Source organism: Streptomyces sp. NPDC088354 (assembly GCF_044753585.1).
Taxonomy (GTDB): Bacteria; Actinomycetota; Actinomycetes; order Streptomycetales; family Streptomycetaceae; genus Actinacidiphila.
Map to the genome: position 1 here is coordinate 59455 of NZ_JBIVNJ010000005.1, position 12572 is coordinate 72026.

Below are 12572 nucleotides of genomic sequence, written 5' to 3' on the forward strand. Positions count from 1 at the left end.
CGATCCCTCAGGAGCCCTCGCATGACCGCACGCTTCGCCGTCGGGACCCCGGCCACGGTCCCCCCGCAGGTCCGGCACGAGGAGGCCGGCGACCCGTACGCCGTCGCCGACGCGGCCGGCACCGAAGCCCTGCTGCGGTGCTGGGTACGGGAGACCGGCCTGCCCGCCCCGCAGGGCGGCACCCTGTGCGTTCCGCTGCCCGCGACCGGCACCGAACTGCGCGTGCCGGTCCGCCACTGGTCGCCCACCGGCCACCACCTCTTCGGCCCCCCGCGCCTGGCCGCCGCGGGCCAGGCGGTCGGCGCCGTGACCCTCGCCGCACTGCTCGCCCGGGAGGCGACCGCCCCCGGACCCGACGGCGCCGACCTGGTGACGCGGGTCGCGGACTCCGTCCGGCGGACGGCGGCGATCGTCGCCGAGCGCCGGGCACGCCCGGCCGCACCGACCGGCACCATCCCGTTCCTCGACGCCGAGCAGGCCCTCGTCCTCGGCCACCCCCTGCACCCCACGCCGAAGAGCCGTGAAGGCCTCGGCGAGGCCGAGTCCGCCGCCTACGCGCCCGAACAGCGCGGCAGCTTCGCCCTGCACTGGGCCGCCGTGGACCGCGCGGTCCTGGCCTGCGACTCCGCGTGGACCGAGCGCGGGCGCACCGTGCCCGCCCCCCTGCTGATGGCCGGCCTGGCGGGCCCCGACGTCGTCCGGCGGCTCCCGCCCGGCACCGTGCCGCTGCCGCTGCACCCCTGGCAGGCCCGCGACCTCGCGCACCGGCCCGGCGTGCGGGCGCTGCTGGAGGCCGGCCTGCTGCACGACCTCGGCACGGCGGGCGATCCCTGGTACCCGACGTCCTCCGTGCGGACGGTCCTGCGGCCCGGCGCGTCCGCGATGCTCAAGCTCTCCCTCGCCGTGCGCATCACCAACTCCCGTCGCGAGAACCTCCGCAAGGAACTCCACCGGGGCGTCGAGGTGCACCGCCTGCTGCGAGCGGGCCTCGCCGAACGCTGGCACCTGGCCCACCCGGGCTTCGACATCGTGCGCGACCCGGCCTGGCTCGCCGTCGACGCCCCGGACGGCGGCGCGCCCGTCCGGGGCCTCGACGTCGTCGTACGGCACAACCCCTTCGGGCCCGCCGACGACGTGGCCTGCCTCGCCGGCCTCACCGCGCCGCGGCCCGCGCCCGACGGCGGACCGGGCATGCCCTCGCGCCTGGCCGAACTCGTCGGGGCTCTGGCGGCGCGCAGCGGACGGCCCGCCGCGGCGGTGTCGGCGGAGTGGTTCCTGCGCTACCTCGACGCGGTTGTGCGCCCGGTGCTGTGGCTGGACGGCGAGGGAGGCATCGCCCTGGAGGCGCACCAGCAGAACACCCTCGTCGTGCTGGACGCCCACGGCTGGCCGGCCGGCGGCCGCTACCGCGACAACCAGGGCTACTACTTCCGCGAGAGCGCCCGCACCGCCCTGGAGGCGCGCCTGCCCGGCGTCGGCGCCGCGAGCGACACCTTCGTCCCCGACACCGTCGCCGACGAGCGCCTCGCCTACTACCTCGGCATCAACAACGTCCTCGGCCTCATCGGGGCCTTCGGCTCCCAGCGCCTCGCCGACGAACGCGTGCTGCTGGCCGCCTTCCGCGGCTTCCTCGGCAAGGCCGCGGCCGGCGGCCGCTCCCCGCTGCCGGCACACCTGCTGGAGGCACCGGAGCTGCGGTGCAAGGCCAACCTGCTCACCCGGCTGCACGGCCTGGACGAACTCGTCGGCCCCGTCGACACCCAGTCCGTGTACGTCACCGTCCCCAACCCCCTCCGCGGCTGACCGCGGGAGGCCACGAAGAGAGGAGGCAGCAGCCGCCATGACGGCCGCCGACTCCAACACCCACACCGGCCGCACCGGCCGCGCCGCCACCTCGCGGGACCCGGGCACCCCCGGGGACGCCGGTGCCGCGGGGACCCCCGGCCCGGACGACACCCTGGACCTGGAACTGCCCCCCGAGCTCCGCGCCCTCTTCGCGGAGGACGTCACCGCCGACGACCGCGCCGGCCGCCCCGCCGCCCTCGACGACCTCCTCGACGGGGTCGCCGACTGGGGCCCGGTGGACACCCGGGCCGGCACCTTCCACCTCGTCCCCGTCCGGGCCGAGCGCGACCTGCCGGTGGTCAGCCGCTGGATGAACGACCCGGCCGTCGCCGCGTTCTGGCAGCTCGCGGGCGCCCCCTCGGTCGCCGAGCGCCACCTGCGCGCGCAGCTCGACGGCGACGGGCGCAGCGTGCCGTGCATCGGCGTACTCGACGGCGTCCCCATGAGCTACTGGGAGATCTACCGGGCCGACCTGGACCCCCTTGCCCGCTACTACCCGGCCCGCCCCCACGACACCGGGCTCCACCTGCTCATCGGCCGCGTCTCCGACCGCGCCCGCGGCCTCGGCGGCATCCTGCTGCGCGCCGTCGCCGATCACGTCCTGGAGCACCGGCCGAACTGCGCCCGGGTGGTCGCCGAGCCCGACCTGCGCAACACCCCCTCGGTGTCGGCCTTCCTCGCCGCGGGGTTCCGGTTCTCGGCGGAGGTGCAGATGCCCGGCAAACGCGCCGCCCTGCTCATCCGCGAGCGCACCCTGCGGCATGTCCTCTGAGGCGGACGGCGCGGGGTGCCGGGCCCCGGGGAATGCCGCGGCCGCCTGCGTTGTCGGTGCTGCCCCGTAGGGTGGTCCTGCTATGACACAGCCCGCGAAGCCCGCCCTCACCGACCTCCTCCACGCCGCCGTCACCGCGGTCGGCGGCGTGGAGCGACCCGGCCAGGTCACCATGGCCGAAGCCGTCGCCGAAGCCGTCGACGACGGCTCCCACCTGCTGGTCCAGGCCGGCACCGGCACCGGTAAGTCCCTCGGCTACCTGGTGCCCGCCCTCGCGCACGGGGAGCGCGTGGTCGTCGCCACCGCGACCCTCGCGCTGCAGCGCCAGCTGGTGGAGCGCGACCTGCCGCGCACCGTCACCGCCCTCCATCCGCTGCTGCGGCGGGAGCCGCAGTTCGCGATGCTCAAGGGCCGGTCGAACTATCTGTGCCTGCACCGGCTCCACGAGGGCGTGCCGCGGGAGGAGGACACGGGCGAGGCCGGCCTCTTCGACCAGTTCGAGGCCGCGGCACCCACCAGCAAGCTGGGCCAGGACCTGCTGCGGCTGCGGGACTGGGCGGACGAGACCGAGTCCGGCGACCGTGACGACCTCACCCCCGGCGTCTCCGACCGGGCCTGGCAGCAGGTGGCCGTCACGTCCCGGGAGTGCCTGGGCGCCTCCCGCTGCGCGTACGGCGCGGAGTGCTTCGCCGAGGCCGCGCGTGAGCGCGCCAAATTGGCCGACGTCGTCGTCACCAACCACGCGCTGCTGGCGATCGACGCGCTCGAGGGCGCGCCGGTCCTGCCGTCCCACGAGGTGCTGATCGTCGACGAGGCCCATGAACTGGTCTCCCGGGTCACCGGGGTCGCCACCGGCGAGCTCGCCCCCGGCCGGGTCAACCGCACGGTCCGGCTGGCCGCCAAGCTGGTCAACGAGAAGGCCGCGGACGCGCTGATGAGTGCCTCCGAGGGCTTCGAGCGGCTGATGGAACTGGCCCTCCCCGGGCGGCTGGAGGAGCTGCCGGAGGATCTGCGCTACGCCCTGATGGCGCTGCGCGACGCCTGCCGGCTGGTCATCACCTCGCTCGGTGAGACCCGCGACCGTTCCGTGCAGGACGAGGACGCCGTCCGCAAGATGGCGCTCGCCTCGGCCGAGAACGTCCACGAGGTCGCCGAGCGCATCGTGGAGGGCTCCGAGTGGGACGTCGTCTGGTACGAGCGCCACGACCGTTTCGGCGCCTCGCTGCGGGTCGCCCCGCTGAGCGTGTCCGGGCTGCTGCGCGAGAAGTTGTTCACCGAGCGCTCCGTCGTGCTGACCTCGGCCACGCTGCGCCTGGGTGGCGACTTCAACGGCGTCGCGGCCTCGCTCGGCCTCCCGCCGGAGGGCACCGTGGCCGCCGAGGGCGAGGACGAACTCCCGGTCTGGAAGGGCCTCGACGTCGGTTCGCCCTTCGACTACCCCAAGCAGGGCATTCTCTACGTCGCGCGCCATCTGTCGCAGCCCGGCCGGGACGGCGGCCGCGAGGACATGCTGGACGAACTGACCGAGCTGATCGAGGCGGCCGGAGGCCGCACGCTCGGACTGTTCTCCTCGATGCGGGCGGCCCAGGCCGCCGCCGAGGCGCTGCGCGGCCGGATCGACCACCCGATCCTGCTCCAGGGCGAGGAGACGCTGGGCGAGCTGATCCGCCGCTTCTCCGCCGACCCCGGCACCTGCCTGTTCGGCACGCTCTCGCTGTGGCAGGGCGTGGATGTGCCGGGGGACAGCTGCCAACTGGTGGTGATGGACCGGATTCCCTTCCCCCGGCCGGACGACCCGCTGATGAGCGCGCGTCAGAAGGCGGTGGAGGAGAAGGGCGGAAATGGCTTCATGGCGGTCGCCGCCACGCATGCGGCGCTGCTGATGGCCCAGGGGGCCGGCCGCCTGGTGCGCGCGGCCGGGGACCGGGGCGTGGTCGCCGTGCTCGACCCGCGGCTCGCCACGGCCCGCTACGGCGGCTTCATCAAGGCCTCGATGCCGGACTTCTGGCAGACCACGGACCGCAATCAGGTCCGCAGGTCGCTCGCCGCCATCGACGCCGCGGCGAAGGCCGGCGCCTCCTAGCCCGCACGCCCGCACACAGACGAGCCCCGGAACCGGCGCAGAGGTCCCGGGGCCCGGTCACGGGCGGGTCGTGGGTCAGACCCGGCGCAGCACCGCCACCACCTTGCCGAGGATGGTCGCCTCGTCGCCCGGGATGGGCTGGTACGCGGAGTTGTGAGGGAGCAGCCACACATGGCCGTCCTCGCGCTTGAAGCGCTTGACCGTGGCCTCGCCCTCGATCATCGCGGCGACGATGTCGCCGTTCTCGGCGACCGGCTGACGGCGCACCGTCACCCAGTCCCCGTCGCAGATGGCGGCCTCGATCATCGAGTCGCCGACGACCTTGAGCACGAACAGTTCGCCGTCACCCACCAGCTGGCGGGGGAGCGGGAAGACGTCCTCGACCGACTCCTCGGCGAGGATCGGGCCACCGGCGGCGATCCGGCCGACCAGCGGTACGTACGACGCCGAGGGCTTGCCCGCGGTGTCGGTCGGCTGCGCCTGCGCGGCGTCGGAGCCGCGCACCTCGTAGGCGCGGGGCCGGTGCGGGTCCCGGCGAAGGAACCCCTTGCGTTCCAGGGCCATCAGCTGATGGGCGACCGACGAGGTGCTCGACAGACCCACGGCCTGGCCGATCTCCCGCATGGACGGCGGGTACCCACGGCGCTGCACCGAGTCCCTGATGACCTCGATGACCCGGCGCTGCCGGTCGGTCAGTCCGGAACTGTCCGCGCGGATTCCTGGAGGTCGTCCGGGAAGCGCACGTGCGGGCTTGGTGGTCTCGTCGTTCATCGCATCCATCGGGCGTAGCCGGTCCTGGGGGCGGTCATGGGCGGTCAGTGTGGCGCTGTCGGCGGTGGTGGTCACGGCGGCCCCTCTCGAGATGTTCTCCCTAGTAGGACAACGGTAGTTGCTTTCGAAAGGTTGCGCCAAACACACGTTCGAGTGAATTTCCACAGTTCCACTGACAAGATCAAGGAGTCGATGATATAGATCGAATACAAATTCGATTCTTCCCGGGAATCCGCCGCCCAATCCCCGTTGCGCGCACGGCATTCGGGTGGCCTGCCGCCCGCACGCCCGCCCCCCGGTGCTTCCCCGCCGTTCCCCAGCCGCTTCCTCGGGTTCCCCGGCCCGCCCGGTGCCGCCCCGGGTTCCATGATGCGCGAGCCGTGACGATCCGTACACCCAGTGTGTCACCTGCGCCCCGCCGCTCCCGTGAGGCGTGGTGTCGCGTAGGCTCCCGTCCCGTCGGCGGGGCGCGACACGCGCTCCGCCGGATTGGCGCACATGACCCCCAGGCCACCAGATCTAGTGGTTGGATGGGGGGCAGGCCCCACAAGTAGTGGTCCCCGGGTCTTCGGACCCTCCCGGATCGCCTATGCTTGTGGCTGCTTCGCGAGGCCCCCCGGGGTTCCTCGCGTCATATCGTCGTGTGCTCACCGTGGGTGAGGGAGGGAGAGGGAATCGATGCACTGCCCCTTCTGCCGACACCCCGACAGCCGCGTCGTCGACAGCCGGACCACCGACGACGGCACGTCGATCCGCCGTCGCCGGCAGTGTCCCGACTGCGGCCGCCGCTTCACCACAGTGGAAACGGCCTCGCTGATGGTCATCAAACGCAGCGGGGTCACCGAACCCTTCAGCCGCAACAAGGTCATCGCCGGAGTCCGCAAGGCCTGCCAGGGCCGCCCCGTCACCGAGGACGCACTCGCCCAGCTCGGGCAGCGCGTCGAGGAGGCGGTGCGCGCCACGGGCAGCGCCGAGCTGTCGACCCACGACGTCGGCCTGGCCATACTCGGCCCGCTGAAGGACCTGGACCTCGTCGCCTATCTGCGCTTCGCCTCGGTCTACCAGGCCTTCGACTCGCTCGAGGACTTCGAGGCCGCGATCGCCGAGCTGCGCGACCGGAGGTCATCGACCGACACCGGCGAACGGGACCGGGACAGCGCTGTCCCCTCGCCCGTCGCCGCCGCCGACTAGGGCCGGCGGACACCTCAGATTTGCCGGGCATCCGCAGGGGTGTTCCGGCCGTGGAACAGCATCGCCGCGGGAAGATCGCGGCGCTTCAAGGCGTTTTAGATGTAATGCCTGTATTGGGAGGCGGCACATGACAGAGACGACGAGCGGCCCGGCACGGGGTTCCCGCGCCAAGTCCGGCAAGACGGCGGGCGCGGCGGGAGCGGCACCCGGCAAGGGTCTGCGCATCGAGCGCATCCACACCACCCCGGGGACGCACCCCTACGACGAGGTGGTCTGGGAGCGTCGTGACGTCGTCATGACCAACTGGCGCGACGGCTCGATCAACTTCGAGCAGCGCGGCGTGGAGTTCCCCGACTCCTGGTCGGTGAACGCGGTCAACATCGTCACCAGCAAGTACTTCCGCGGCGCGGTTGGCACGCCGCAGCGCGAGAGCAGCCTGCGGCAGCTCATCGACCGCGTCGTGAAGACCTACCGCAAGGCCGGTGAGGACCACGGCTACTTCGCGTCGCCCGCCGACGCCGAGATCTTCGACCACGAGCTGACCTGGGCACTGCTCCACCAGGTGTTCAGCTTCAACTCCCCGGTCTGGTTCAACGTCGGCACCGCCCAGCCGCAGCAGGTCTCCGCCTGCTTCATCCTCTCCGTCGACGACTCCATGGAGTCGATCCTCGACTGGTACAAGGAAGAGGGGATGATCTTCAAGGGCGGCTCCGGCGCCGGCCTGAACCTCTCCCGCATCCGCTCCTCCAAGGAGCTGCTCTCCTCCGGCGGCAACGCCTCCGGCCCGGTCTCCTTCATGCGCGGCGCGGACGCCTCCGCCGGCACCATCAAGTCCGGTGGTGCCACCCGTCGCGCCGCCAAGATGGTCGTCCTCGACGTGGACCACCCGGACGTCGAGGCCTTCATCGAGACCAAGGTGAAGGAGGAGGAGAAGATCCGCGCCCTGCGCGACGCGGGCTTCGACATGGACCTGGGCGGCGACGACATCGCGTCCGTCCAGTACCAGAATGCCAACAACTCCGTCCGCGTGAACGAAGAGTTCATGAAGGCGTACGAGAACGGCGAGAAGTTCGGCCTGCGCGCCCGGATGACCGGAGAGGTCATCGAGGAGGTCGACGCCAAGGCGCTGTTCCGCAAGCTGGCGGAGGCCGCCTGGGCCTGCGCCGACCCCGGCATCCAGTACGACGACGTCATCAACCACTGGCACACCACGCCGGAGACCGGCCGCATCACCGCCTCCAACCCCTGCAGCGAGTACATGCACCTGGACAACTCGTCCTGCAACCTCGCCTCGCTCAACCTGCTGAAGTTCCTCGACGACGACGGCCAGGGCACCCAGCGCTTCGACGCCGTGCGCTTCGCCAAGGTCGTCGAGCTGGTCATCACCGCGATGGACATCTCGATCTGCTTCGCGGACTTCCCGACCCAGAAGATCGGCGAGACCACCCGCGCCTTCCGCCAGCTGGGCGTCGGCTACGCCAACCTCGGCGCCCTGCTGATGGCGACCGGCCACGCCTACGACTCCGACGGCGGCCGCGCGCTCGCCGGTGCCATCACCTCGCTGATGACCGGTATCTCCTACAAGCGCTCCGCCGAGCTGGCCGCGGTCGTCGGCCCGTACGAGGGCTACGCCCGCAACGCCACCGCCCACAACCGCGTCATGAAGCAGCACTCCGACGCCAACGCCGTCGCCCCGCGGATGGACGACCTGGACACCCCGGTCTGGGCCGCGGCCACCGAGGCCTGGCAGGACGTCCTGCGCCTCGGTGAGAAGAACGGATTCCGCAACGCGCAGGCCTCCCTGCTGGCCCCGACCGGCACCATCGGCCTGATGATGGACTGCGACACCACCGGGATCGAGCCGGACCTCGCGCTGGTCAAGTTCAAGAAGCTGGTCGGCGGCGGTTCCATGCAGATCGTGAACAACACGGTCCCGCAGGCCCTGCACCGCCTCGGCTACCAGCAGGAGCAGATCGAGGCGGTCGTCGCCCACATCGCCGAGCACGGCAGCGTCATCGACGCGCCCGGCCTGAAGCCCGAGCACTACGAGGTCTTCGACTGCGCCATGGGCGAGCGCTCCATCGCGCCGATGGGCCACGTCCGGATGATGGCCGCGACCCAGCCGTTCCTGTCCGGCGCGATCTCCAAGACGGTCAACATGCCGGAGTCGGCGACCGTCGAGGAGATCGAGGAGATCTACTACGAGGGCTGGAAGCTCGGCCTCAAGGCGCTCGCGATCTACCGCGACAACTGCAAGGTCGGCCAGCCGCTCTCGGCCAAGAAGAAGAACGACGACAAGAAGACCGAGGAGGCCCAGGCCCCGGCCGCGGCCGCCGTTGAGAAGGTCGTCGAGTACCGCCCGGTCCGCCGCCGGCTCCCCAAGGGCCGTCCCGGCATCACCACCTCCTTCACGGTGGGCGGGGCCGAGGGCTACATGACCGCCAACTCCTACCCGGACGACGGTCTCGGCGAGGTCTTCCTCAAGATGTCCAAGCAGGGTTCCACCCTCGCGGGCATGATGGACGCCTTCTCCATCGCCGTCTCCGTCGGCCTGCAGTACGGCGTGCCGCTGGAGACCTACGTCTCGAAGTTCACCAACATGCGCTTCGAGCCGGCCGGTCTGACCGACGACCCGGACGTGCGGATGGCCCAGTCGATCGTCGACTACATCTTCCGCCGCCTGGCGCTGGACTTCCTGCCCTTCGAGACGCGTTCCGCGCTCGGCATCCACTCCGCCGGGGAGCGCAAGCGCCACCTCGACACCGGCTCCTACGAGCCGGCCGCCGAGGAGGTCGACGTCGAGGGTCTGGCCCAGTCCGCCCCGCGCCAGGCGGAGGCGGCGCCGGCCAAGCCGGCCGCGGCCCCCGAGGCAGTCGTCACCGAGGCCGCCGCGGCCCCGGCGCCGAAGACCGCGCACAACTCCACCGAACTCCTGGAGATCCAGCTCGGCCTCAACGCCGACGCCCCGCTCTGCTTCTCCTGCGGCACGAAGATGCGCCGTGCGGGCAGCTGCTACCTCTGCGAGGGCTGCGGCTCGACCAGCGGGTGCAGCTGACCACTGCGGTGGGGCACTCCGGGTGTGACGCCCGGCGTGGATGAACCGGAAGCGTGACCTTCGAGGGGAGGGGCGCCGGCCCGAGGCCGGCGCCCCTCCCCTTCTCGTGTGGTTCTCACGCGGGCGGGGGAGCGGCACCCTTCCGGGGACGGCGCAGCACCGTGGCCGCGAGGACGAAGGCCACCGCGAGCAGCACCGCGCCCGTACCGAAGGCGAGGCGGAAGCCGGCGGTGAGGGCGGACGCGGTGCCGTGGCCGTCGGCGAGCAGGGTGTGCGTGCGCGAGCCGGCGAGGGTGGACAGGACGGCGACGCCGAGCGCGCCGCCCACTTGCTGGGTGGTGTTGAACAGCCCGGACGCGACGCCCGCGTCCTCCGCTCCCGCGCCGGACATGCCGAGCACGGTGAGCGCGGAGACGGCGAGTCCGAAGCCGCCCGCGAGCAGCATCGTCGGCAGCAGGTGCACGGCGTAGTCCGCGTGCACCGGCAGCCGGGTCAGCAGGGCGAGGGCGGCCACGAGCAGGGCGAGACCGGCCAGCAGGACGCGGCGTTCGCCGAAACGCGCGTTGAGGCGGGCGGAGAAGGCGAGTGAGACGGTCCCGATGGCCAGGGCCGCGGGCAGCATGGCGAGCCCGGTGGCCGCGGCTCCGTAGCCCAGCACGTTCTGCAGGTAGAGCGCCATCAGGATCTGGAACCCGAAGAGCGCGGAGACCATGAGGACCTGGACGGCGTTGGCCCCCGAGACGTCGCGCGAGCGGAACATGCGCAGCGGCAGCAGCGGTGAGCGCGCCGCCGCCTGACGCGCCACGAAGCCGGCGAGGAGCGCGACGGCCAGGGCGCCGAGGGCGAGGGTGGCACCGGAGCCCCAGCCGTGCCGGCCCGTCCGGACGATGGTGAGGACGCCGGTCATCAGCCCGGCGGTGACCAGGAGTGCGCCGAGGGCGTCGGCGTTGCGGGCGGCGGGCCGCGGCGGATCGGGTGCGAGCACGCGCACGGCGAGGACCCCGGCGGCCAGGCCGATGGGCAGGTTGATGAAGAAGATCCAGTGCCAGCTGACGGCCTGGGTGAGCACGCCGCCGAGCACCTGGCCGATCGACGCCCCGGCGGCGCCGACGAAGCTGAACGCGCCGATGGCCCGGCCGCGTTCACGGGGTTCGGGGAACAGCGTCACGATCAGGCCGAGGCTGACGGCCGAGGTCATGGCGCCGCCGACGCCCTGGAGGAAGCGGGCGCCGATCAGTACCGCCTGGCTGGTGGCCAGGCCGCACAGCAGCGAGGCGCCGGTGAAGACGGCGAGTCCGGCCACGAACATCCGCTTGCGGCCGAACAGGTCGCCGAGCCGGCCGCACAGCAGGAGCAGACCGCCAAAGGCGATCATGTACGCGTTGACGGTCCAGGTGAGGTCGGCGGGGGAGAAGCGCAGGTCGCGCTGGATGGCCGGGAGGGCCACGGTGACGATGCTGCCGTCGAGGATGATCATCAGCATGCCGGCGCAGAGGACGGCGAGGGCGAGCGTGCGGGAGCGGCCGCCGCTGGAGGCGGAACGTAAGCCTGCCGGCTCCGGTGTGGTCTGCGTGCGCGTGGACATGGCGTCGTCTCCTGGTAGCCGGGGACACGGGGATCCGGGACCTAGGTGTGACGCTAGCAGATGGTTTTGTTGGGGACTATCTCTTTCGGTTCTTGATGGCGGCTCTCGGCTCCCTCCCGCCACGGCCCGTCGGGCTCAGTACGACTGGAGCTCCACCAGGCAGCCGTCGGGCGTGCGCAGATGGGCGGTTCGCAGGTTCGGTCCCCAGGCGGGCCGGTCCTGCGGCTCGGCGAGGACGTCGGCGCCGTGGGCAGCGAGCTTGCCGGCGGCGACATCGACGTCCTCGACCCGCAGCACGAGCATCGCCGCGTCCTGGGCGGGGGCGTGGGCGGGCAGCGTCTCGGTGCCGATCGTCCGGGCGAGCGCGGTACGGGAGAAGAGGGTGAGCGCGGCCTGTCCGCCGAGGTCCCAGTTGGCATATCCGGCTTCCGGCAGTACCTTGACCGGCTCCGTCGCGAGCAGGTCGCGCAGGGCGGCGGTCCAGAAACGGACGGCGGCGTCGAAGTCCTCGACGAGCAGGCGGGGGTACAGGGCATCCATGTCGTGATCGTATTGGCTTTTCCTGTGGGGGAGTTGATTCCCCTGTGGGGCGGAATGGCCGCTGGTGGGCCATAGGATGGCGCGGTGCTGGTGAAGTGGATTCGCTGCGGCGTTCTCGATCGGGCGGCATTCGAGCGCGGGCAGCGGAAATGGGCCAACGGACTCCCCGGCGAACCGGGTTTCCGGGGGCAGGGCGGGGGCTGGAGCCGCAGCCAGCCGGGTGTCGCGCACCTGTTCGCCTTCTGGGAGGACCGCGAGTACTACGACGCCTTCATGTCCGGTCCCCATGACCGCTTCGCAGCGCCCCAGGCGGAGACGTACGAGAGCCTCGGGGTGAAGCTCTTCGAGCACCGGCTGGACGTCAAGGTCGGCTTCCGCCCCCGCTTCGCGGACAGCGACCTGCTCAGGCTGGCCCACCTCAAGGTGCGGCCGGACCGGGCCGATCACTTCGTCCTCATGCAGCAGAAGGTCTGGAACCCGGCGATGGCCGGCTCGCCGGGCATGCTGCGGGGCGTGTTCGCGCAGGGCCCCGAGTCCGATTTCCTGGTGCTGTCGATGTGGGACTCGGCCGCCGAGCGCGGCAAGTACCGGGACGGCTCGGTCGCCCGGCTCTCGCAGCGCGCCGACCTCGAGGCGGACGTGCTGGCGGTCGCGGGGGACGTCGTCGACCTGGAGCAGTCCTGGTCGGTCTGAGACCTGGCCGGCGTGTGCGCCCCGGTGCGGGCCGGCT

General features: G+C 72.2%; 9 protein-coding genes. 6 read left to right on the forward strand and 3 right to left on the reverse strand.

Annotated elements, in window-relative coordinates; genetic code table 11:
* Positions 1 to 21: 21 nt before the first annotated feature.
* The 3 genes from ACIP98_RS10415 (at position 22) to ACIP98_RS10425 (ending at position 4700) form a co-directional block, all read left to right on the forward strand.
* Positions 22 to 1803, forward strand: coding sequence for an IucA/IucC family protein (locus tag ACIP98_RS10415; protein ID WP_401974916.1), 1782 nt, complete (start codon positions 22 to 24; stop codon positions 1801 to 1803).
* 37 nt (positions 1804 to 1840) lie between these two features.
* Positions 1841 to 2617 (forward strand): GNAT family N-acetyltransferase, encoded by a 777-nt coding sequence (locus ACIP98_RS10420; protein WP_401974918.1) that lies wholly within the window; start codon positions 1841 to 1843, stop codon positions 2615 to 2617.
* Positions 2618 to 2699: 82 nt separating this feature from the next.
* The gene (locus ACIP98_RS10425; RefSeq protein ID WP_319659170.1) at positions 2700 to 4700 is read left to right on the forward strand and encodes an ATP-dependent DNA helicase; all 2001 of its coding nucleotides are present in this window, start codon (positions 2700 to 2702) and stop codon (positions 4698 to 4700) included.
* Between the two features lie 75 nt (positions 4701 to 4775).
* Here the strand turns inward: ACIP98_RS10425 and lexA are convergent, their stop codons facing one another.
* Positions 4776 to 5546 carry a transcriptional repressor LexA gene (gene lexA, locus ACIP98_RS10430; RefSeq protein ID WP_319659169.1) on the reverse strand — a complete coding sequence of 257 codons (771 nt, stop codon included), beginning with the start codon at positions 5544 to 5546 and terminating at the stop codon, positions 4776 to 4778.
* A 603-nt stretch (positions 5547 to 6149) separates the two neighbouring features.
* On the opposite strand from lexA, the gene nrdR reads away from it, so the two are divergent.
* Positions 6150 to 6662, forward strand: coding sequence for a transcriptional regulator NrdR (gene nrdR, locus ACIP98_RS10435; RefSeq protein WP_401974920.1), 513 nt, complete (start codon positions 6150 to 6152; stop codon positions 6660 to 6662).
* 127 nt (positions 6663 to 6789) lie between these two features.
* Entirely contained in the window at positions 6790 to 9717 is a 2928-nt protein-coding gene (locus ACIP98_RS10440; RefSeq protein WP_401974923.1) for a vitamin B12-dependent ribonucleotide reductase, read from the forward strand.
* Between the two features lie 115 nt (positions 9718 to 9832).
* Here ACIP98_RS10440 and ACIP98_RS10445 read toward each other — a convergent pair whose 3' ends face one another.
* Together ACIP98_RS10445 and ACIP98_RS10450 are read right to left on the reverse strand one after the other, a co-directional pair.
* Positions 9833 to 11302, reverse strand: a complete 1470-nt coding sequence (locus ACIP98_RS10445; RefSeq protein ID WP_401974925.1) for an MFS transporter — start codon at positions 11300 to 11302, stop codon at positions 9833 to 9835.
* A gap of 135 nt (positions 11303 to 11437) precedes the next feature.
* The gene (locus tag ACIP98_RS10450) at positions 11438 to 11842 is read right to left on the reverse strand and encodes a VOC family protein (protein WP_319659165.1); all 405 of its coding nucleotides are present in this window, start codon (positions 11840 to 11842) and stop codon (positions 11438 to 11440) included.
* An 84-nt stretch (positions 11843 to 11926) separates the two neighbouring features.
* Between ACIP98_RS10450 and ACIP98_RS10455 the strand changes: the two genes are divergently transcribed.
* Positions 11927 to 12535 (forward strand): YdbC family protein, encoded by a 609-nt coding sequence (locus ACIP98_RS10455; RefSeq protein WP_319659164.1) that lies wholly within the window; start codon positions 11927 to 11929, stop codon positions 12533 to 12535.
* Positions 12536 to 12572 lie beyond the last annotated feature (37 nt).

Bases quoted from the DNA above. Each gene is read 5' to 3' on its own strand.
- ACIP98_RS10425 (WP_319659170.1), top strand. From the start codon at position 2,700: ATGACACAGCCCGCGAAGCCCGCCCTCACCGACCTCCTCCACGCCGCC.
- ACIP98_RS10415 (WP_401974916.1), top strand. From the start codon at position 22: ATGACCGCACGCTTCGCCGTCGGGACCCCGGCCACGGTCCCCCCGCAG.
- nrdR (WP_401974920.1), top strand. From the start codon at position 6,150: ATGCACTGCCCCTTCTGCCGACACCCCGACAGCCGCGTCGTCGACAGC.
- ACIP98_RS10450 (WP_319659165.1), bottom strand. From the start codon at position 11,842: ATGGATGCCCTGTACCCCCGCCTGCTCGTCGAGGACTTCGACGCCGCC.
- ACIP98_RS10440 (WP_401974923.1), top strand. From the start codon at position 6,790: ATGACAGAGACGACGAGCGGCCCGGCACGGGGTTCCCGCGCCAAGTCC.
- ACIP98_RS10420 (WP_401974918.1), top strand. From the start codon at position 1,841: ATGACGGCCGCCGACTCCAACACCCACACCGGCCGCACCGGCCGCGCC.
- ACIP98_RS10445 (WP_401974925.1), bottom strand. From the start codon at position 11,302: ATGTCCACGCGCACGCAGACCACACCGGAGCCGGCAGGCTTACGTTCC.